Source organism: Microbispora sp. ATCC PTA-5024 (assembly GCF_000511135.2).
In the GTDB taxonomy this organism is placed as follows: Bacteria; Actinomycetota; Actinomycetes; order Streptosporangiales; family Streptosporangiaceae; genus Microbispora; species Microbispora corallina.
This window is the reverse complement of the sequence record NZ_KI866522.1, coordinates 478,057-498,477: the sequence shown is the minus strand read 5'-3', so window position 1 is coordinate 498,477 and position 20,421 is coordinate 478,057. Positions and strand designations below refer to the sequence as shown.

The 20,421-nt window shown below is 72.0% G+C and carries 20 protein-coding genes; 9 read left to right on the top strand and 11 right to left on the bottom strand.

Going from position 1 to position 20,421, the window contains the following annotated elements:
- The 6 genes from MPTA5024_RS41750 to MPTA5024_RS02245 form a co-directional block, all read right to left on the bottom strand.
- Positions 1 to 2,734, bottom strand: a 2,734-nt coding sequence (locus tag MPTA5024_RS41750) for a WD40/YVTN/BNR-like repeat-containing protein (RefSeq protein ID WP_036319213.1), incomplete at its 3' end; no start/stop codon positions are given.
- Positions 2,731 to 2,985, bottom strand: coding sequence for a hypothetical protein (locus tag MPTA5024_RS02265; protein WP_036319211.1), 255 nt, complete (start codon positions 2,983 to 2,985; stop codon positions 2,731 to 2,733). The genes MPTA5024_RS02265 and MPTA5024_RS41750, both read right to left, overlap by 4 nt.
- Positions 2,986 to 3,086: 101 nt before the next feature.
- Entirely contained in the window at positions 3,087 to 3,497 is a 411-nt protein-coding gene (locus MPTA5024_RS02260) for a VOC family protein (RefSeq protein ID WP_036319208.1), read from the bottom strand.
- Between the two features lie 5 nt (positions 3,498 to 3,502).
- Positions 3,503 to 3,883, bottom strand: a complete 381-nt coding sequence (locus MPTA5024_RS02255; protein WP_198167063.1) for a helix-turn-helix transcriptional regulator — start codon at positions 3,881 to 3,883, stop codon at positions 3,503 to 3,505.
- 158 nt (positions 3,884 to 4,041) lie between these two features.
- Positions 4,042 to 6,432, bottom strand: coding sequence for an excinuclease ABC subunit UvrA (locus tag MPTA5024_RS02250; RefSeq protein WP_036319205.1), 2,391 nt, complete (start codon positions 6,430 to 6,432; stop codon positions 4,042 to 4,044).
- Positions 6,433 to 6,571: 139 nt separating this feature from the next.
- Positions 6,572 to 6,925: a VOC family protein gene (locus tag MPTA5024_RS02245; protein ID WP_036319202.1), complete on the bottom strand. Its 354-nt coding sequence runs from the start codon at positions 6,923 to 6,925 to the stop codon at positions 6,572 to 6,574.
- A gap of 183 nt (positions 6,926 to 7,108) precedes the next feature.
- On the opposite strand from MPTA5024_RS02245, the gene MPTA5024_RS02240 reads away from it, so the two are divergent.
- Positions 7,109 to 9,100, top strand: a complete 1,992-nt coding sequence (locus MPTA5024_RS02240) for a S9 family peptidase (RefSeq protein ID WP_036319199.1) — start codon at positions 7,109 to 7,111, stop codon at positions 9,098 to 9,100.
- 30 nt (positions 9,101 to 9,130) lie between these two features.
- Here MPTA5024_RS02240 and MPTA5024_RS02235 read toward each other — a convergent pair whose 3' ends face one another.
- Positions 9,131 to 9,778, bottom strand: a complete 648-nt coding sequence (locus tag MPTA5024_RS02235) for a response regulator transcription factor (protein ID WP_036319197.1) — start codon at positions 9,776 to 9,778, stop codon at positions 9,131 to 9,133.
- Entirely contained in the window at positions 9,769 to 11,784 is a 2,016-nt protein-coding gene (locus MPTA5024_RS02230; RefSeq protein ID WP_198166911.1) for a sensor histidine kinase, read from the bottom strand. Before MPTA5024_RS02230 ends, MPTA5024_RS02235 begins: the two co-directional genes overlap by 10 nt.
- A 135-nt stretch (positions 11,785 to 11,919) precedes the next feature.
- On the opposite strand from MPTA5024_RS02230, the gene MPTA5024_RS02225 reads away from it, so the two are divergent.
- Entirely contained in the window at positions 11,920 to 12,573 is a 654-nt protein-coding gene (locus MPTA5024_RS02225; protein WP_036319191.1) for a hypothetical protein, read from the top strand.
- Between the two features lie 60 nt (positions 12,574 to 12,633).
- Here the strand turns inward: MPTA5024_RS02225 and MPTA5024_RS02220 are convergent, their stop codons facing one another.
- The gene (locus tag MPTA5024_RS02220) at positions 12,634 to 13,947 is read right to left on the bottom strand and encodes an MFS transporter (RefSeq protein WP_198166910.1); all 1,314 of its coding nucleotides are present in this window, start codon (positions 13,945 to 13,947) and stop codon (positions 12,634 to 12,636) included.
- A gap of 487 nt (positions 13,948 to 14,434) precedes the next feature.
- Here MPTA5024_RS02220 and MPTA5024_RS02215 point away from each other — a divergent pair, with 487 nt between their 5' ends.
- Both MPTA5024_RS02215 and MPTA5024_RS44575 read left to right on the top strand, forming a co-directional pair.
- On the top strand, positions 14,435 to 15,217 hold the full coding sequence (locus MPTA5024_RS02215; RefSeq protein WP_198166909.1) for a zinc-dependent alcohol dehydrogenase family protein: 783 nt from the start codon (positions 14,435 to 14,437) through the stop codon (positions 15,215 to 15,217).
- A complete protein-coding gene (locus MPTA5024_RS44575; protein ID WP_442922013.1) occupies positions 15,157 to 15,348 on the top strand; it encodes a zinc-binding dehydrogenase in 192 nt (63 codons plus the stop codon). Before MPTA5024_RS02215 ends, MPTA5024_RS44575 begins: the two co-directional genes overlap by 61 nt.
- Positions 15,349 to 15,478: 130 nt before the next feature.
- Here MPTA5024_RS44575 and MPTA5024_RS02210 read toward each other — a convergent pair whose 3' ends face one another.
- Positions 15,479 to 16,327 carry an AraC family transcriptional regulator gene (locus MPTA5024_RS02210; RefSeq protein ID WP_198166907.1) on the bottom strand — a complete coding sequence of 283 codons (849 nt, stop codon included), beginning with the start codon at positions 16,325 to 16,327 and terminating at the stop codon, positions 15,479 to 15,481.
- A 152-nt stretch (positions 16,328 to 16,479) separates the two neighbouring features.
- On the opposite strand from MPTA5024_RS02210, the gene MPTA5024_RS02205 reads away from it, so the two are divergent.
- The 5 genes from MPTA5024_RS02205 (at position 16,480) to MPTA5024_RS02195 (ending at position 19,814) form a co-directional block, all read left to right on the top strand.
- On the top strand, positions 16,480 to 17,145 hold the full coding sequence (locus MPTA5024_RS02205) for an alpha/beta fold hydrolase (RefSeq protein ID WP_036322848.1): 666 nt from the start codon (positions 16,480 to 16,482) through the stop codon (positions 17,143 to 17,145).
- 129 nt (positions 17,146 to 17,274) lie between these two features.
- On the top strand, positions 17,275 to 17,496 hold the full coding sequence (locus tag MPTA5024_RS40545) for a hypothetical protein (protein WP_157099252.1): 222 nt from the start codon (positions 17,275 to 17,277) through the stop codon (positions 17,494 to 17,496).
- 110 nt (positions 17,497 to 17,606) lie between these two features.
- Positions 17,607 to 19,004 carry an L-lactate MFS transporter gene (locus MPTA5024_RS02200; protein WP_051457615.1) on the top strand — a complete coding sequence of 466 codons (1,398 nt, stop codon included), beginning with the start codon at positions 17,607 to 17,609 and terminating at the stop codon, positions 19,002 to 19,004.
- The gene (locus tag MPTA5024_RS41740; RefSeq protein ID WP_198166906.1) at positions 19,001 to 19,147 is read left to right on the top strand and encodes an MFS transporter small subunit; all 147 of its coding nucleotides are present in this window, start codon (positions 19,001 to 19,003) and stop codon (positions 19,145 to 19,147) included. Before MPTA5024_RS02200 ends, MPTA5024_RS41740 begins: the two co-directional genes overlap by 4 nt.
- A 67-nt stretch (positions 19,148 to 19,214) precedes the next feature.
- Complete coding sequence (locus MPTA5024_RS02195) at positions 19,215 to 19,814, top strand: TOPRIM nucleotidyl transferase/hydrolase domain-containing protein (protein WP_036322843.1); 600 nt, start codon at positions 19,215 to 19,217, stop codon at positions 19,812 to 19,814.
- 41 nt (positions 19,815 to 19,855) lie between these two features.
- Here MPTA5024_RS02195 and MPTA5024_RS02190 read toward each other — a convergent pair whose 3' ends face one another.
- Positions 19,856 to 20,419: a TIGR03086 family metal-binding protein gene (locus MPTA5024_RS02190; protein WP_036319189.1), complete on the bottom strand. Its 564-nt coding sequence runs from the start codon at positions 20,417 to 20,419 to the stop codon at positions 19,856 to 19,858.
- Positions 20,420 to 20,421 lie beyond the last annotated feature (2 nt).

The following is a 20,421-nucleotide window of genomic DNA, read 5'->3' as shown; positions in this document are numbered from 1 at the left end:
CCAGGGAGGCGTCGGCGCCGGCGGCGTCGCGGAAGACCTGGGTGGCGACGGCGGCGGCGTCGATGGCGACCTGGCCCGGAACGATGTAGCCGGTCACGTACTCGAGCTCACCGGCCACGCCGAGCTTCCCGGACGGAGTCATCTCGGGGAGGGCTTCGAGGTCGATCGCGATGGCCTCCCGGCCGGGCTCGTCCGCATCGGCGCCGGCCCGACCGGGAGGCGCGGCGGAGTAGCGGCGTACGGCGAGCTGGTAGAGGGCGGAGGCCAGGGCGCGCCGGTGAGCGGGGTCGAGGGCGGCTAGCCGGCGGTAGACCGCGACGCCCGCCTCGGCCGCCTCCACAGCGGGCTGCGGCGGGAGATAACCCGCGAAGGCCACCAGGTCGCCGGCGACCTCGGGCGTCTCGGCGTCGGCATCGGTCCGGGCGAGGTCCCGGTACGTCTCCAGGGCCTGGAGGGCGTTCCGGTGGGCGCCCTCGGTGTCGCCGTCGGCCCACAGTCTTTGGGTGAGGGAGAGAAGCCGGCGCAGCTCGGGGGCCAGGCGGAGGTCCTCGGCGTGCGGCGGCGGCGGTCCGTCCGGCAGCTCGGCGGCCCAGATGGACCATCCGTACGTGGACAGATAGACACGTCCCCCGACGCTGTCGGCCCGATGGCGCAGGTCGGCGCAGCGGGGGTTTCGCGGGAGCCCGTCCGAGGCGACGTACCAGGTGGCGCCCCAGTCGTAGCTGGAGTGGACGGCGGTCTCCGTCGCCGCCACGAGGACCGCCCCGTGCTCCTGGTCGCCGCACACCTCGAAGGCCCAGATGGTGTCGCCCGGCTCGAAGACGGGCCGCCACGCGAACCCGCCCGACTGGTAGTACAGGATCGACCCCTTGGCGGTCCGGTTGACGGCGAACGCCGACAGATCCGCGAGCTGCACGATGCGGTGGATGACCCCGGCGTTGCGCGGCAGGTCGAGCACCCCGAACTCGGTCCGGCCGCCCTTGCGGTCGAAGCCGAACATGCGCCGGTTGCCGGTGCCTGCGTAGACGAGGTCGCCGTTGTAGGAGCCGGCGGCCCACAGATCCAGGTTGTCGGGCGCCGATCCCAGGTACCGCCAGGCAGGGGTGCCGCCGCCCCAGACGACCTCGGGGCCGCCGCCGGAGGAGCCGCCGCCTCCCAGCCCGGGCTCGGCGACCAGGCCGTACAGGTTCGGGCCCACCGTCGCCACCGCGTGCATGGCGGGGTCGTGCGAGTTCAGCCGCGGACGGGTCACGGCCTCCACGCACAGCGGCGCCCGCAGCGGATCGCCTGCCTTCTGCCCGGGCCCGGCGGCGACGATCTTCGGCTCGTACGTCACGTCGAAGCGCCGCTCGGTCTCGTTCCAGTGGTGCGCGACGATGGGCGACGGGCCGGCCTGCAGGGACAGGACGGTGAGCACCCACGGGATCGCGGTCAGCGCGGCGCAGAACCCCCCGTCTCCGTCGGTGAGCGGGCGGTACTCCTCTCCGCCCGGCTCGACGACGGCGAACACGTTGCCGTTGTCCTGGGTGCCCGTCGCGACGATGCCCGGGATCTGCGCGCTGACCCCGGCCCCTCCCCATGACTGGCGGGCGCCGTCGCTGCTGTAGCACTGGAGCGTCGGCAGGGGCCTGTTCCACAGGCTGCGGTAGGAGCCGCCCATGTCGTCGGTGGAGAACACGCCGCCGTCGCATCCGACGTACACCCGGCCGCCGCCGTCGGGGGCGAAGACGACGGCGTGTTTGTCGGCGTGGACGTCTCCTCCGGGCCGGCTCCAGGTGATCCCGCCGTCGGTGGAGTAGGCGGGGCCGCCCAGCCATCCCACCGCGAGGGTGTCGGGGCGCGTGCGGTGCACGCCGACGGCCGAGTGGAACTGCCCGGCGTCGCCGAGGTAGCCGTCGAGGAGGCCGAACTCCTCGGGGGTGTAGCCGCAGACGTTCCAGACGTCGCCGCCGTCGTCGGAGCGCAGGACGGCCAGCAGTCGCCCGTTCCGTCCGCTGACCGCGGCGTACAGGCGGCTGGGCTGCCGCTCGCAGGCCGCCACCGAGGTCGCGGACATGTCGCTCGGGTTGATCCCGTTGACGGTGGCCTGCGTGAACGTGAGCGCTCCGCTCCGCCAGTCGCCGACCCGGATGCCGCCGCCCGCCGCTCCCAGGACGATCGTCGTGTCCTGCACCCCAGCCGGCTGGGCGCGCGGCGTCCGGTCCCGAGACCCGATCGCCATGCTGAAGACGTCCGGGAGGCCGGTCACGGCGTTCCAGACGTACCCGTCGGCCCACCCGCCCGGAGTGGCCGCCGGGATGTCGGACCACAGGACGCCCGCCCCGCACGCCACCACCAGGCGGCGCGGCGTCGTCAGGACGCCGAGGGCGACGACGCCTCCCGGCGAACGGGCCTGGATCGAGGTGATCGGGTGCCAGTCGAGCAGCGGCAGGGCGCTCGACTGGTCGGTCACGTACAAACCCCCGCCCCCGGCGAACACGTGCCCCTCGCCGTCCGGGCCGAACGCCATGGCGCCGATCTCGGGGCGCTCCCACGCCGCGCTCAGCGCGAGCCCGGCCCGGCCGTCCTCGTCGGCGACCCAGACCCCGCCGGTCTCCGTGCCCGCCAGGACCCGGCCGTCGGAACGGACGAGGAGGCTGGTCACCCGCCCCGACCACCATCGGTCGCCGGCCTCGTCCATCCGGATGCCGAGCGAACCGGCCCGGGACCAGCGGAATCCGCCGTCGCGGTTCACGACCGTTCCGCCGACCGGCGGCGAAGCAGGCGGACCGCCCAGATCGTCGCGAACGAGGTGACCGCGACGAGCGGGATGTCGAAGAGCAGGAAGGCCCAGCTGATCTCGGACTCCCCGCTGACGAACGTGGCGAGAGCGCCCAGGACGAGCGCGAGCAGCCCGCCGGCCCACAGCCGGGCCGAGGGCCGGACCAGCTCGATCAGCAGTCCGGCCAGGATTGCGCTGACGATGGGGAACAGTTCGCTTTCCACGCGGCCGCCCTTCGCTGAGTGAGACACGCACCACCGTCACATGAGGCGTGCCGCGCGGGGATGAGTACACCCCTACTCAAAAGGTCGCCGACAGCGACCCCTCAGCGAAGCTCCTGGATGCGGAGCAGGTTGCCCGCGGGGTCGCGGAAGGCGCAGTCGCGGACCCCGTACGGCTGCTCCATCGGCTCCTGGACGACCTCGGCGTCCCCGGCCTGCAGCTTCTCGAACGTGTCGTCGAGGTCACGGGTGGCCAGCAGGAGCCAGCCGTAGGTGCCCTTGGCCATCATCTCGACGATGGTGCGGCGCTCCTCGTCGGTGATGCCGGGGTCGGCCGCCGGCGGCGCGAGGAGGATCGAGGTGCCGGGCTGGCCGGGAGGACCGACCGTGATCCAGCGCATCCTGCCGTGCCCGACGTCGGTGCGGACCTCGAAACCGAGGGTGTCGCGGTAGAAGGCCAGGGAGGCCTCCGGGTCGTCGTGCGGAAGCGCGCAGGTGTGGATGGTGATGTCCATGCCGGTCAGGCTAGTTGCGGCGCGCCGGCCGGGGCTTCTCGATTCCTGATCGGCCTCGTCACCTGTTTCGCCACGCACGATGGCAGCCCCGCCGTGGCACGGGCCGCCTCCCGCCGGTAGGCGCTGGGCGGCATCCCGACCAGCTCGGTGAAGCGGGTGCTGAACGTGCCCAGCGACGAGCAGCCGACCGCGAAGCAGACCTCGGTGACGCTGAGGTCGCCGCGGCGCAGCAGCGCCATCGCCCGCTCGATGCGCCGCGTCATCAGATACGCGTACGGCGACTCTCCGTAGGCGCGCCGGAACTCCCGGCTGAGGTGCCCGGCCGACATGTTCACCCCGCGGGCGAGCGCCTCGACGTCCAGCGGCCGCGCGTACTCCCGGTCCATCCGGTCGCGCACCCGCCGCAGCAGCGCGAGGTCGCGCAGGCGCTGCGGGGGAACGACGTCGTCGGGTGTGGAGCGGTTGTGGTGCACGTCGGCATTTTCCCAGGTCGGCGGCGGCTCGTCCACTCGCCCCCGCGCGAGCGGCCGCTCCGCGGCCCGGGTCAGCCGCCCACGTAGGCCGCGAGGTGCTCGCCGGTGAGGGTGGAGCGGGCGGCGACGAGGTCGGCCGGGGTGCCCTCGAAGACGACCCGGCCGCCGTCGTGGCCGGCGCCGGGACCGAGGTCGATGATCCAGTCGGCGTGCGCCATGACCGCCTGGTGGTGCTCGATGACGATGACCGACTTGCCGGAGTCGACGAGCCGGTCGAGCAGGCCGAGCAACTGCTCGACGTCGGCGAGGTGGAGACCGGCGGTCGGCTCGTCGAGGACGTAGACGCCGCCGTTGGCGGCCATGTGGGTGGCCAGCTTGAGCCGCTGCCGCTCGCCGCCCGACAGCGTGGTGAGCGGCTGGCCGAGGCTGAGGTAGCCGAGCCCGACGTCGGCGAGCCGGCCGAGGACGGCGTGGGCGGCCGGCGTGCGGGCCTCGCCGGCGCCGAAGAACTCCTCCGCCTCCACCACCGACATCGCGAGGACCTCGCTGATGTCGCGTCCGCCGAGGTGGTATTCCAGCACCGAGGCCTGGTAGCGCTTCCCCTCGCACTCCTCGCAGGTGGTGGCGACGCCGGCCATCATCGCCAGGTCGGTGTAGATGACGCCGGCGCCGTTGCAGGCGGGGCAGGCGCCCTCCGAGTTGGCGCTGAACAGCGCCGGCTTCACGCCGTTGGCCTTCGCGAACGCCTTGCGGATCGGGTCGAGTAGTCCGGTGTACGTCGCCGGGTTGCTCCGCCGCGAGCCGCGGATCGGGGTCTGGTCGACAGCGACTACGCCGTCCCGCCCCGACACCGAGCCGTGGATCAGCGAGCTCTTGCCCGAGCCCGCCACCCCGGTGACGGCGACGAGCACGCCGAGCGGGATGTCGACGTCGACGTCCCGCAGGTTGTGGGCGCGGGCGCCGCGCACCTCCAGCACGCCCGAGGGCGTCCGCACCGACGGCTTCAGGGAGGCGCGGTCGTCCAGGTGCCGCCCGGTGAGGGTCCCGCTGGCCCGCAGCCCGTCGACCGTGCCCTCGAAGCAGACGCTGCCGCCCGCCGTGCCGGCGCCGGGACCGAGGTCGACGACGTGGTCGGCGATCTGGATCATCTCCGGCTTGTGCTCCACGACGAGCACCGTGTTGCCCTTGTCCCGCAGCCGCAGGAGCAGGTCGTTCATCCGCTGGATGTCGTGGGGGTGCAGTCCGATGGTGGGCTCGTCGAAGACGTAGGTGACGTCGGTGAGCGAGGAGCCGAGGTGGCGGATCATCTTGGTGCGCTGCGCCTCGCCGCCCGACAGCGTGCCCGACGGCCGGTCGAGCGAGAGGTAGCCCAGCCCGATCTCCACGAACGACTCGAGGGTATGGTGCAGCGCGACGAGCAGCGGCGCCACCGACGGCTCGTCGAGGCCGCCGACCCATGCGGCCAGGTCGCTGATCTGCATCGCGCAGGCGTCGGCGATGCTGATCCCCTTGATCTTCGACGACCGGGCCGCCTCGCTGAGGCGGGTGCCGCCGCACTCGGGGCAGGTGGTGAACGTCACGGCCCGCTCGACGAACGCGCGGATGTGCGGCTGCAGGGAGGCGACGTCCTTGGACAACATCGACTTCTGGATCCTCGGGATCAGGCCCTCGTACGTCAGGTTGATGTTGTCGACCTTGATCTTGGTCGGCTCCTTGTGGAGCAGGTCGTCGAGCTCCTTCTTCGTGAACTTCCTGATCGGCTTGTCCGGGTCGAAGAAGCCGCAGCCGCTGAAGATCCGGCCGTACCAGCCGTCCATGCTGTAGCCGGGGATCGTGAGCGCGCCCTCGTTGAGCGACTTGGTGTCGTCGTACAGCTGCGTCAGGTCGATGTCGTTGACCGAGCCGCGGCCCTCGCAGCGCGGGCACATGCCGCCGGTGACGCTGAAGGTGCGGCGCTCCTTGACGGTCCGGCCCTCGCGCTCCATGGAGATCGAGCCGGCTCCGCTGACCGAGGCGACGTTGAAGGAGAACGCCTGGGGGGAGCCGATGTACGGCCGCCCGAGCCGGCTGAACAGGATGCGCAGCATGGCGTTGGCGTCGGTGGCGGTGCCGACCGTGGAACGGGGGTCGGCGCCCATCCGCTGCTGGTCGACGATGATCGCCGTCGTCAGCCCGTCGAGCACGTCGACCTCGGGCCGTGCCAGCGTCGGCATGAACCCCTGCACGAAGGCGCTGTAGGTCTCGTTGATCAGCCGCTGCGACTCGGCCGCGATCGTGTCGAACACCAGCGAGCTCTTGCCCGAGCCGGAGACGCCGGTGAACACCGTCAGCCGGCGCTTGGGGAGCTCGACGCTGACGTCCTTGAGGTTGTTCTCGCGCGCGCCGTGCACGCGGATCAGATCGTGGCTGTCGGCGACGTGCGGCTCGGGCGACTGCCTGTCCGTCCTCGTGGTCATGCTCATCCTCTCTCCGTCCCGGTGGGCGGGGGCCGCGGTCGCGGCGACAGTCCACTGTCTACCTGATGGGCGGCGTCCGCCGGGCGCGACGCCCGTCCGGCCGACGCCGGCCGGGGTCGCGTTCGGCGCCGCCGTCACGTGCCGCTCAGTCCTGGAGCAGGCCGAGGACGTTGCCGTCGAGGTCGGTGACGGTGGCCACCAGGCGGCCGCCGCCGACGTCGTGCGCGGCCTCCTTCACGACGGCCCCCGCGGCGGTCACCTCGGCCAGCTTCGCCTCGATGTCCGGCACGTGCCAGTACGCGACCGGCGAGCTCATGCCCTGCGGCCCGCCGCCCGGCACCAGCCCGATGTGCTGGCCGGCGACGTCGAAGCCCACGTAGTAGGCGCTGTCGTGCTGCGGCTCCATGCCCAGCAGGGCGGCGTACACCTCCTTGGCCTTGGCCAGGTCGGACACGGGGTGCAGGACGGTCTTGATTCCCTCGGTGGAAGAGTCGCTCATCGTCACTCCTTGGAGTCGTGGGTCGCGTCGACCCGGGGTGGTCAGGCTAGTTGCGGCTCGCTGACCGGCGCTTCTCGATTCCTGACCGGTCTCTTTTGGTGTGGTTTGGGGGGCTAGATACGTTATGCGGCGGGGATTCCTGATTCGCCGTGTCAGGCTCGACGATGCGAAGGAGAAGAACCGATGAGCGCTGCTCCCGCGCCGTACGGGTCGTGGGCGTCGCCGATCACGGCGGAGCTGGCGACCACGGGCATGACCGCGGGGCAGCCGGCCTTCCCGTCGTACGTCGGTCTCGTCGGCGACGAGGTCTGGTGGGTCGAGCCGCGTCCAGAGGAGGACGGCCGCACCGTGCTCATGCGGCGGACGCGGGACGGCTCGGCGGTCTCCGTGCTGCCGGCCCCGTGGAACGTCCGCAGCAGGGTGATCGAGTACGGCGGCCGGCCCTGGGCGGCGGCGCCGGGGGACCGGGGCGTGGTGGCCGTGTTCGTCCACCTCCCCGACCAGCGGTTGTACGCGTGCGAGCCGGACGTCCCGGACGCCCGGCCGCGGCCGCTGACCCCGGTCTCGCCGGTCGGCGGCGGCCTGCGCTGGGCGGAGCCCGAGATCGACCCGGCCCGGGGCGAGGTCCGCTGCGTGCTGGAGGAGTTCACCGGAGAGGGCCCGGGCGACCTGCGGCGGCTGCTGGTCGCCGTCCCGCTGGACGGGTCCGCCGCCGGGGACCGGGCCGCGGTGCGCCAGGTCTGCGACGACGGGCACCGCTTCGTCTCGGGCGCCAGGTTCTCCCCGGACGGGCGGCAGGCGGTCTGGCTCGCCTGGGATCACCCGCACATGCCGTGGGACGCCGCCGAGCTGCGCATCGCCGACATCGGCCCGGACGGCACGGCCCGGAGGGTCCGCACATTGACCGGCGGGCCGGGAGACCCGGTCGCCCAGGCCGAGTGGGGAGCGGACGGACGGGTGCTGGCCGCCTGCGAGCGCACCGGCTGGTGGACTCTGTACAGCGTCGACCCGGAGACCGGCGCCGCCGAGGCGCTCCACCCGGCCGAGGAGGACGTCGCCGGCTGCCAGCGCCTCGGCCTGCGCTGGTTCGTCCCGCTGCCGGGCGGGCGCGTCGCCGTGCTGCACGGCGCCGGGGCGCAGCGCCTGGCGGTCATGGACGCGGCCGGAGGCGCGCCGGTCGACGTGGCCGGGCCGTGGACCGAGTGGCTGCCGCACCTCGATGCCACCGGCGGCCGCGTCGTGGGCGTCGCCGCCGACAGCCGGTCGCCGTACGAGGTCGTCGAGGTGGACACGGCCACCGTGACGGGCCGCCCGGTGAACCCGGCGCCCCGCGTCCCCGTCGACCCGAAGTTCCTTCCCGAGCCGGTGTCGCGCGTGTTCACCGGTCCCGGCGGGCGGCCGATCCACGCCAACGTGTACGAGCCGCAAAACCGGGACGCCACCGGCCCCGAGCGCGAACGGCCTCCGTATGTCGTCTGGGCCCACGGCGGCCCCGGGCTGCGGGCGCCCCTCACGCTGAACCTGGAGATCGCCTACTTCACGTCGCGGGGCATCGGCGTCGTCGACGTCAACTACGGGGGCACCCCCGGCTACGGGCGCGCGTACCGCGAGCGGCTGCGCGGTCAGTGGGGCGTGGTGGACGTCGACGACTGCGCGGCGGTCGCCCGCGCGCTGGTCCGGGAGGGGGTGGCCGCCGCCGGGCGCCTGGCGATCCGGGGGCACAGCGCTGGCGGCTTCACGGCCGCGGTCTCCCTGTCGGCGACCGACGTCTACGCGTGCGCAACGCTCTACTACCCGGTGCTTGACCTGTGGTCTCTGGCTCAGGGCCTCACCCACGACTTCGAGGCGCACTACCTCGACTCGCTCGTCGGGCCCCCGGCGTCCGTGCCGGAGCGCTACCACGAGCGGTCGCCGGCGTCCCGTACCGCGGCGGTCACCACCCCGTTCCTCCTCCTGCAGGGCGCCGACGACGTGATCTGCCCGCCCGATCAGAGCAAGCGGTTCCTGGAACGGATGGCCGAGCAGGGGGTGCCCCACCGCCACCTGCTCTTCGAGGGGGAGGGGCACGGCTTCCGGGGCCGCGCCGCCATGGTCGCCGCGCTGGAGGCCGAACTGTCCTTCTACGGGGACGTGTTCGGCTTCACCCCGGCGGAAGCCGGTCCCGTCAGCCGTTGATCGCGGGAGTCGCCGTACCGGTCGAGCGGGTCAGTGCTTGCGCAGGAACTGCAGCACCGCCAGCACGCGCCGGTGCTCCCGCTCGCCCGGTGCGAGACCGAGCTTGGTGAAGACGCTGCGCACGTAGCCCTCGACGGTCTTCGGGCTGACGAAGAGCTCCTTGGCCAGTGCCGCGTTGGTCAGACCCTGGGCCATCAGCGCCAGGACCTCGCGCTCGCGATCGGTGAGCTCGGCGAGGGGGTCGTGCTCCCGGCGGCGGCCGACCAGCCGCGACACCAGCTCCGGGTCGATGACGACCTCGCCGGCCGCGACTCGGCGGATGTCGACGGCGAACGCTCCGAGATCCGACACCCGGTCCTTGAGGAGGTAGCCGACCGCGCCGTCGAAGTCGTTCATGAGCCGCAGCGCGTGGTGCACCTCGACGTGCTGCGACAGCAGCATGAGTCCCACGTGCGGGGCGAAGGACCGGATCTCGGTGGCGGCCTCGATGCCCTCGTCGGCGAAGCCCGGCGGCATCCGCAGGTCGGTGATGACCACGGCGGGGGGATCCCGGCGTACCAGGCCGACCAGCTCGGCGCCGTGGCGCGCCAGGCCGATCACCTCGAACCCCATCTCGGTGAGGATGCGCGTCATCCCCTCCCGGAACAGCAGCGCGTCGTCGGCGACGATCACCCGCATGGCAGGACCGTCCTCAGCCGCGTCCCGGCCCCGGCGGGGCTGTCGAGTTCGAGCCTGGCTCCCAGCGCGGCGACCCGGTCGGCGAGCCCCTGGAGGCCGCTGCCCGCCGCGGGCCGCGCACCGCCACGGCCGTCGTCGCTCACCGCGATCCGCAATCCGTCGTCGCCCGCGGCGACGTCGACGGTCACCACGCTCGCCGCCGAGTGCCGCGCCGCGTTCGTGATCGACTCGCTGACCAGGTAGTAGGCCGTCGCCTCGATCTCGCGCGGAAGCCTGCTCCCGACGCTCACCCGCAGCCGTACGGGGATGGCGGACCTGTCGGCAACGGCGGCCAGCGCGGCCTCCAGACCGTCCTGGGCGAGCACCATGGGATGCAGGCCACGGGCCAGTTCGCGAAGATCCGCCGTCGCCTCCAGCAGCTGAGCGCGCGCGTCCCTGGCCCTGGACGCGAGCAGGCCGTCGCCGGACGCCTTCGCCTGCTCGGCGAGAGCGCCGAGCTCCAGCCCCAGCGTCACCAGCCGCAGTTGCACGCCGTCGTGGAGGTCGCGCTCCAGGCGCCGCCGGGCCGCGTCCCCCGCCGAGACGATGCGCCGCGCGGCCGACTGCAGCTGCTGGGCCTGCTCCTGCTGGAGGATGACCAGGCCGGTCTGCGCGACCAGGTCCGTCAGCAGCCGCTCCTCGGCCGCGGCCAGGGGCTCGCCGGGCGGTTTGCGGACGGCGACCGCGCCACGCGCCGTGCCCTGGTCGACGATCGGCCGCAGATGCCAGTTCGGCCCGTGGTGCGGCCCCTGGTGCAGCCCGGCCAGGGGCGCCGGCTCGACCGGTCCCACGGGGTGAGGCCAGCCCGCCCGCGGGACCATGCACGCCTCGTCGCCGACCCAGACGACCACCTCCCGTGCGCCGAGCGCGCTCGCGATCGTCGCGGCGATCCCGTCGAGCAGCTCCTCGGGCGCCGCGGTGAGCTGGGCGGACAGCCGGGACAGTGCCTCGTACGGCGTCGCCCGTGGCCCGTAGACGAGCCGGTCGGCCAGACGCTGGGCACGTCGCCGCAGCGGCTCGAACACGACCGCGACGACGACGGTCGCGAGCAGCGACAGCCATCGTTCCTCCACCGGCACCAGCCCGCCGACGCCGACCACGAGCGCGACGTAGCCCGCGGTGATGAACAGCAGCATCGCTCCGACGACGATGGTCTTGTTGATGACGGGATCGATGTCGTAGAGCCGGTACCTCAGTATCCCGAACGCGGCGGCGACCGGAACGAGCGGCAGGGCGAGCAGTCCCGGCACCGGGCTGCCGAGGATCACCAGGCCGGCCACCAGGACCAGGATGCCCATCACGACCGCGTACGCCAGCCACCGCATCCGGCGCGCCTCGTCGCCGTCGGCGCGCCGCAGCCGGACGACGACCGCGACCGTCCAGAGCGCCTGGAAGAGCAGGTAGCCGAACTGCACGTAGTCCCACACCCGGGCGGCCGCCGCGGCCCCCGGCAGAGCGAACGGGTGCTGCGCGACCAGACCGGTCCGGTCGTACTCCGCCGGCCACAACGCGGAGGCAGTCGCCATCGCGCCCGCCACCGCGACCATCCCCCAGGCGGCGCGGAGCCACCCCGGGGACAGCGGCCTGCCGTCGGGGAACGCCATCAGCGTCCAGCCGAACACCGCGATCGCGAGTGGCAGTGGCCAGACGCCGATCCACCCGAGCCACGACGCCGCCGGCAGCGGGCCTTCGTGCAGGCCGTACTGCCGGCCGAAGAACATCACGGCGTGCACCACACCGGTGACGATGAACAGCCAGCCCTCGCGGTGCCGGGGCCGCATCCGGACGACGTAGATCCCGACCGCCGTCCACGACGCCGCGATCAGCCCGTTGTGGGCGTTGGCGAGGTGGAATCCGAGATACCACCCGTAACTGACGAGCACGGCGACCACCAGCGCCACCACGCCCAGTCCTGCCTCGCGGGCTGCCGGCGGGGCCTCGTCGTACGCGTTCACGGCTACGGCCACCCCCGAATGGTGACACAGCGCCCACCCCCTGCGGATGAGGGTTTTCCCTGCGGCGGAGCAGGGCGTGCACGCATCCGCGAAAGGGCGTCCGTCGGCCACCGTTGACCCATCATCGGCCTGCACGAGGAGGCAGCTATGAGCACGTCGGCGCCGGACATGACGCGCCCTTCCACCATCTGGCGGCTCAACCGGGTCAGCGGCGTCTGCCTGGTGCTGGGCGGCATCGCCTTCATCGCCGGCGGCGCCACCCATCCGGGCGACAGCGGCGAGGGCAACAAGGTTCAGCAGTTGCACGAGATGCTCGTGCAGCCGAGCTGGTATCCCTCGCATACGCTGCTGCTGCTCTCGATGGGCCTGTTCGCCGCCGGGATCTTCGCGATCTCGCGCCGCGACGACCTCGGCGAGCGCATGGCCAGGGCGACCAAGGTCGTCGCCGGCGTCGGCGTCCTCGCCACCGTCGGCATGACCGCGCACCTGTTCTCCGCGCTGGAGGCCGACTCCCTCGTGGCGGGTCGGCCGACGACCGTCTCCACGTTGCAGACGTGGAACGAGACGATCGTCGACACGCTCTGGGCCCTGAGCATCGTGTTCCTCGCCGTCGCCGGCGGCATCACCCGGACGGTCGGCAACCGCATCACGCTTACGCTCGGCCTGGTCGGCGGGCTGGCCTTCGCGCTCGCCTCCGTGACCATCGCGTTCACCGACCGGTTCGACCCCCTGTTCCCGGTCGGGTCGCTCATCGGCGTCTGGGCGGCCGCCGCGGGAGTGATGGCGCTGACGCGGAGATGACCCCGGGCACGCGGCGGGCGCGTCCGGATGCGCCCGCCGCTCGCCACGTCGTGGGGGTCTCTATGCGTTGGCCGCTTCGATACGGACGGCTCGGGCGCGGAGCACGAAGGGCCGGGAGAAAACGGTGACGGCGATGGAGACGGCGGCCACAGAAGTGATGACCGTGGCGGCGGTGAAGTGCTGAGCAATGCCGCCGGCGATAGCGGCGCCGATACTTTGCCACGTCATCCGGCCGGCGGACTCGACTCCCTGGACCTGGCCACGGACCGGATCAGGGGTCAGCTCCAGGAGCTGCTCCTGGAGCGGCAGGGTGGCGGCGAAGCCGACACTCGCGATGAACACCGCGGCTGTCGCCACCAGCACGGGCGGATGGATGGCGAACAGCAGGTAGGGGACGGCGAGCAGCAGTCGCAGGGCGAATGCGCAGCGGCGCCGCTGCTCGGCGGTGAGCAGTCGTCCGATCGTCAGGTCACCGAGGAGCATGCCTGCCGATCCGGCGGCCAGGAAGACGCCGGCGTGATGGGGGGCGTAGGAGATGAACAGGGCCTCGCAGCCGACGATCAGGCCATTGGGGACCCATAGGTTCAGCAGCAGCGCGCGTTGGCCGGAGTGGGAGAAAAGCTCGATGTTCGTCGTCCAGGTCTGGCGCAGTCCAGGGCGACGGGTCAGACGGATCGAGCGTTCCCGGACGGTCGCCGCCACAATGATCAATCCGGCGCCGGTCAGGGCCGTTGCGACGGCGAAGACCTCCTGCGGGCTCAGGTACCGCAGCAGTACGGCTCCAATGGCGTAGCCGAGGATGGCCATACCTCCTGAGGTGATGTTCATCAGCGAACGTGCCAGTGCATATGTGGAGGTCGGCACCACCTCGGCGAGCAGCCCCATCCGCGCCCCCGTTCCCAGGGACTGGAAGAATCCCAGCACAAGGAGCAGACCGAACCGGGCGGCGAGCGACAGCCCTGGAACCGCCTGTGCGGCAACACCTACGAGCGAGACGCACTGGAGCGCGACGAGGGTCCGGCGAGGACGGCTTCCGTCCGCGACCGACATCAGCGTCAGCGCACCGAGTACCGTCGCGAAGGTGGCGCCGTACATGCTCACCGCGGTCAGGAACGGGGACTTGGTCTGCTGGTCGACCAACGTGCCGAGCGCGAAGCCCGACAACGTGCTCGCGGCGACCGTCAGTGTGAAGCCGGCGTACAGGCCGACGAACTCACGGTTGCGGAGCAGGTCACGGTAGGTGGTGGGAGGTGTGCCGGAGGCAGATGTGTGAGAAGGCATGAAAAAAGCCTTCGCGCGCACCCAACCCGGCGCGCCGAAGGCCGACCCATGAATTATAGCAACTGCCCCAGCTCTAACGTCCTCGATGTCCACGCCGAGAGAGGGTGAGGACGCGGCCGGTCATGCTGAGCACGACGGCCAGCGCGGCCACTACTGCTGCGGCACCCAGGATCGGCCACCACGGTGGGCGCCCCGTTCACCAGCGCATCGTCTCTCGCTGGCGCAGCTGTGCGGCAGATGTACACAAATGGTGATCGGAAGGATGCTCGAGTACGTGGCTCGGCTCAGGTTCCCGCAGGGTGCAGGGCACGGGCTGGGTGTATCGGCTCAGCACGAGGCCGGGTTCCTATCCGCCCCCTCCGATATCAGCCGATTCTCTCTGGGGAATTGCCCGATGTCGCGGCTGCCCCCATGATCCCGACATCGGCGCGCGGCGTCCCCAGGTGGCCCGCGCACGGAACGGCACGGCGTGAAAGGTTGCGATGAAGAGCTATCGACTCGAACCTGGTCATGGGCTCGCCGGGTTGACCGTCCAGGACCGGGACGAGCCCGAACCGGGGCGCGGGCAGGTCCTCGTAGGATGCGGGCGAATTCCCTCGGTTTCCGCGACCTCCTGGTGCTGGCCGGCGACTATCCGCTTCCCACCCGGCCCGGCGTGGTGCCGGGCTGCGAAGGGGCCGGGGAGGTCGTCGCCGTCGGCCAGGACGTCACCCGCGTGAAGCCGGGCGACCGCGTGGCGGCCACGGTCTTCCCGCGCTGGCTCGACGGCCCGTTCAGGCGCGAGGACGCCGCGCAGCTCGGCACGATGATCGACGGTGTGCTGACCGAGTACGCGCTGCTCAGCGAGGACGGCGTGGTCCGCGTCCCGGACCACCTGTCGTTCGAGGAGGCCGCGGCGCTGCCGTTGGCCGCGGTGACCGCGTGGAACGCCCTCACTACCGGCGAGGCGCCGCATCCGGGCTCGACCGTGCTGACCCTAAGTTCTGGAGCCGTGTCGCTGTTCGTCCTGCGGTTCGCCAAGCTGTCCGGCGCCCGGGTGATCGTGACGACGTCCAGTGCCGCCAAGGCCGAACGGCTGAGGGCTCTCGGGGCGGACGAGGTGATCGACTACCGGGAGCACCCGGACTGGTCGTCCGAGGTGCGCGCGCTGACCGGGGGCGTCGGCGTCGACCGCGTCGTCGACACGGCGGGACCACTCCACCAGTCGCTGAGGTCCGTCGCCCCAGCGGTGAGGTGGCGCTCGTCGGCTACTGGCTGTCCGGAGCCGAGGGGGCCGCGCCCGTCGATCCCGCGGCCCTGTTCATGGCCGGCGCGGTGCTGCGCCGGGTGGCCACGGGCAGCCGGGCCCACTTCGTCCAGATGAACCGCGCCGTCGAGGCGCATCGGCTATGTCCCGTGATCGACTGGGTCTTCCCGTTCGAGGACGTCCCGGCGGCTTTCGCGTACTGCGAGTCGGTCGGCGGATTCGGCAAGGCGGTCATCAGTCACGGCTGACGCACGGCGGCCGGCGTCTCATCGGGTCTGCATCACGATCACGAGCCCGGACGTGAGCCCCACCGCGAACCTGACCGCGCGGGCGATGACCAGCCGTCGGCGGCGCAACTCCCGAAAGCTGCTGGCGAGCTCAGGAACTCCGTCGCTGGTGCCGGTGAACGTCAGCAGAGGCGCGGGGGGCGGTCTGGCGACCGGTCCGGTAGCGGCCCGGGGTCGTTCCGAGGATGCCGGTGAACGCCGCGATGAAGCCGCTGGGGTTGGCCCATCCGCAGGCGTAGGCGGTCTGGGTGGTGTCGTGCCCCTCGGCGAGGAGCACGAGCGCGTGGTAGACGCGTAGCTGCGTGCGCCATTCGTAGAAGGTCATGCCGAGTTCGTTGCGGAACAGCCGGCTGAGGGTGCGGGTGCCGGCCCCGATCGTCGTCCCGAGCTCGGCCAGCGAGGTGTTGTCCCCCGGATTCTCGTGCAGCATCCGGGCGATGGCGCGCAGCCGGTCGTCCCGCGGCTCCGGCAGGTGCAGCGGCTGTTCGTGTGCCTCGCGGAGTTCGTCGACGAGGACCCGAAGAAGGCGGGAGCGCGCGGAGCGGCTGTAGCCGGGCGCGGCGTCGTCGTAGTTGCGGGGGCCGGTCAGGGCGAGCAGGACCTCCCGCGCGAGGCCGGAGGCCAGGAACACGGCTGGATGGCCGGGGACGAGCCGGGCGAGGGACGGCGGGAGAAAGACGATCCGCATGTCGGTGTCGCCGTGGGCGCGGTGGTAGTGCGTGAACCCGGCGGGGGTCCAGGCGACCCGGTTGGCGGGGACGATCGACGTGCCGCGCTCGGTGTGGACCGCCAGGACACCGCCGGCCGCGTACACCAGGTGTCCCCGCGCGTGCGACTGCACCGCGCTCGTCTCACCGGACGGCCAGAGGTGGCGCCCGCCGGACGGCCAGATGTGGGACGTCACTCCGGCGATCCGGCGAGATTGGCGGCGAACGGGCATCGGTTGGCATTCTATCGGTGGTCCGCCACATCGGCGTCTGGTGACACTGTCTGCATGCGGACTGGTCGTCGGTCGCGCGGAGCGCCCGGCCGATCCACATGTCGCCGAGGCGTCCGGCCTCGGTCCAGCGGTTCGAGGAGAAGGAGAAACCCATGGCGACGTTCGTGCTCGTGCCCGGAGGCTGGAAGGGCGCCTGGTCGTTCGAGGCGGTGGTTCCGCTGCTGGAGCGTGCCGGCCATGCCGTTCACGCCCTGACGTTGACCGGTCTGCGGCCGGACGACGACGACGCGACGGTCGCGACCGCCAACCTCGACACGCACGCCGGCGACGTTCTGCGGCTCCTCGATCGCGCCCACATCACCGACGCGACGCTGGTCGGCCACAGCTACGCCGGGATGGTGATCGCCGCCGCCGCCGATCGCGCTGAGGGCCGGATCTCACGACTGGTGCATCTCGACGCCTACGTACCGCGCGACGGCGAGTCGTGCTGGTCGTCGACGAACGATCGTTTCCGGGACGTGTTCGCCGCCGGCGCCGCCACCACCGGCTACGCCGTCCGGCCGCCGCAGGGCGGCGATCCCCGCCGCCGTCCCCATCCTCTCGCCTCGTTCCTGCAGGCGATCCGGCTCACCGGCGCGTTCGCCCAGGTCCCGCGCCGGGAGTTCGTCTACTGCTCGGGATGGGAGGACCGGACGCCGTTCGCCGGACTCCGCGCCCGGCTCCTCGCCGATCCCGGGTGGCAGGTCCACGACCTCCCGACCGGCCACGACGCGATGCATGAGGCCCCGGAGTCGGTCGCCGAACTCCTGCTGGGGTGACAACCAGACACACCGCCACCCAGACCCAGATACCCGGTCGAACCGGGCATTGCCGCAGGTGGGAGCCACAACAAGGAGTAGAGAACTCCCTACTGCACCCGCCATTGCACCGTTCCATAACCTCGGCTCATGGCGTTCGCGCTGGGTCAGTCAGGGCCCACTCACCGGGAACGGCACGCCGTGGCCGACGCGACCGAGCCCGGGCCGGCGACCGCGCTCTGCGGGCAACGGGTCTACCTCCACACCATCGCCGGCACGCTCATCGACTACCCCGGCCCCGCCCCGCAGGAGGCCCACCTGTGCCCGCACTGCGCGGCGCTGGCCTTTCTCGATCTGCAGAGCGAGCAGTGACCCCGTCGCCGTACACAGGTGCCGACCGTTCGCCGATCGTTCCTGACCGCTTGCCGTAAAGACCGAGTGGGATTCGGAGTGCGGAATACCGTATGTGATACGGCGGGAGGGTGGTAGACAGAACGAACGTCGTACGCGCCCCCGGATTCCTCAGCCGTTCACGTACCGTCGCCCCGCCCACCTGGAGTCGCTGGCTGGTGCCGCCCGCCGCGCTCTCCGTGCACCTGGCCATCGGCCAGGCGTACGCGTGGAGTGTCTTCAAACCGCCGCTGGAGTCGTCGCTCGGCCTGTCGGGCACGCAGAGCGCCCTGCCGTTCCAGCTGGGCATCGTCATGCTCGGCCTGTCGGCCGCCTTCGGCGGCACGCTCGTGGAGCGCAACGGGCCCCGGTGGTCCATGTTCGTCTCGATGGTGTGCTTCTCCTCCGGATTCCTGCTGTCCGCCCTCGGCGTGGCCACCCGGCAGTACTGGCTGGTCGTCCTCGGGTACGGCTTCGTCGGCGGGATCGGGCTCGGCATCGGCTACATCTCGCCGGTCTCCACGTTGATCAAGTGGTTCCCGGACCGGCCGGGCATGGCCACCGGCATCGCCATCATGGGTTTCGGCGGGGGCGCTCTCATCGCCTCGCCGTGGTCGGCGCAGATGCTGTCGGCGTTCGGCACGGACACCGGGGGGATCGCCAGGACCTTCCTCGTGCACGGCGTCGTCTACGCGGTCTTCATGACGATGGGCGTGCTGCTGGTGCGGGTCCCGGCGGAGGGCTGGCGACCGGCCGGGTGGGAGCCGGGCCGGGCCGCGACCCGGGCCCTGGTCACGACCGCCGACGTCTCGGCCCGCAACGCGATCCGCACCCCGCAGTTCTACTTCCTGTGGATCGTGCTGTGCTTCAACGTCACGGCCGGCATCGGGATCCTGGAGAAGGCCGCTCCGATGATCACGGACTTCTTCGCCGGGACGGCGACACCGGTGGCAGTGAGCGCGGCCGCGGGCTTCGTCGCGCTGCTGTCGCTGGCGAACATGACGGGACGCTTCGTGTGGTCGTCCACCTCCGACCTGATCGGGCGCAAGAACATGTACCGCGTCTACCTCGGGGTCGGCGCGCTGCTGTACCTCGTGATCGCGCTGACCGGGAACGCCTCCAGGCCGCTGTTCATCGTGTGCGCCCTCGGCATCCTGTCCTTCTACGGCGGCGGCTTCGCCACGGTGCCGGCGTACCTGAAGGATCTGTTCGGCAGCCACCAGGTCGGCGCGATCCACGGCCGGCTGCTGACGGCCTGGTCGACGGCGGGCGTGCTCGGCCCGCTGATCGTCAACGCGATCGCCGACGCGCAGAAGGCCGCGGGCCGCACCGGGCCCGCCCTGTACACCACCTCGCTCTACATCATGATCGGCCTGCTCGCCGTCGGCTTCCTCGCCAACGAGCTGATCCGGCCGGTGAGCGAGCGGTACCACGAGCGACCGACGGCGGAGCCCGAGACGCGGGCGGCGGAGAGGGGACGGACGCGATGACATCCGCGGACTCGCAGCAGCCGGACGCCGGTGCGCGACGGCACACGGGGCTGATGGTGCTCGCGTGGGCCTGGGTCGGGCTGCCCTTCGCATACGGCGTCTACGAGCTGGTCCAGAAGCTCACCCAGCTCTTCGCCGGATGACCGTACGGCCGGGGCGGGGCGCGTAAAAAGGATGAACCTGCCCAGCCTCGGGTGCGAGGCTGGGCTCGTGAGCGACACGCGGGCCGTCGTCCTGGTCGAGGGAGCAAGTGACAAGTCGGCCGTCGAGGCGTTGGCCGAGCGCCGTGGCCGGAACCTGGCCCCCGAAGGCATCTCCATTGTGGCGATGGGCGGCGCCAGGAGCATCGGGACGTACCTCGGCAGGTTCGGTCCGTCCGGGCGCAATCTGCGGCTGGCCGGTCTGTGCGACGCGGGGGAGGAGGGCGACATCCGGCGGGGGCTCGAGCGCGCCGGCCTCGGGTCCGATCTCACCCGCGGTGATCTGGAGGCGCTCGGGTTCTTCGTGTGCGTCGCCGACCTGGAAGACGAGCTGATCCGGGCCCTCGGCACCGCCGCTGTGGAGCGGGTGATCGATGCCGAGGGCGAGCTGGGCTCGTTCCGCACGCTGCAGAGGCAACCCGCATGGCGCGAAGGCACCACGCACGACCAGCTGCGCCGGTTCATGGGAGCGGGCAGCGGCCGCAAGATCCGCTACTCGGCGCTGCTCGTCGCGGCGCTCGATCTCGACCGCGTGCCGCGGCCGCTGGACCTGCTGCTGGCCCATCTGTCAGGCGTCGCCGACCGGCACTCGGGGACGGGAAGGACGTAGACCCGCACCTCGTCGGGCGGCAGGTGCTCCACGGCGCCGGGTCAGCCGCCGACGCTTCGGCCGAAGACCGCCAGCAGGCGCGTCTGGTCGTCGGCGTCGTCGGCGACGGCACGTTCCGGCCCCAGCATGCCCGCCTCCCGGCCCTGCGGCGCGAACTCCTTCGCCGTCTCCAGGGCCGCGCGTACCAGGTCGGGCTCCAGGACGACGACCTGTCCCGTGGCCTGCGCCAGGTCCCACGTGTGCACGAGCAGTTCCAGCGGATACCGCTCAAGCCACTCGCTCAGCGTGATCTCCAGGCCCAACGCCAGCTGTATCCGGCGAGCCAGCGCCTCGGGTCCCAGGAGGGTCATCACGCGGGCGCGCGCGGCCCGCCACGTCGCCACGGGATCCTCGCCCGCCGCCTCCCGCCAGTCAGGGTCGGCCTCGGGGAGGGGCCGGCCGGCGGCACGAGCCTCGATCACCGACAGTCCGGCGATGACATGGCCCGCCACATCGATGGCGTGCCAGCCCTCACACGGCGAAGGCGACTCCCAGCGATCGGGCGGCGTCGCCGCCAGAACCGCCTCAAAGACGTCCAGGGCGCGAACGAAACCGTCGGGAACCATGA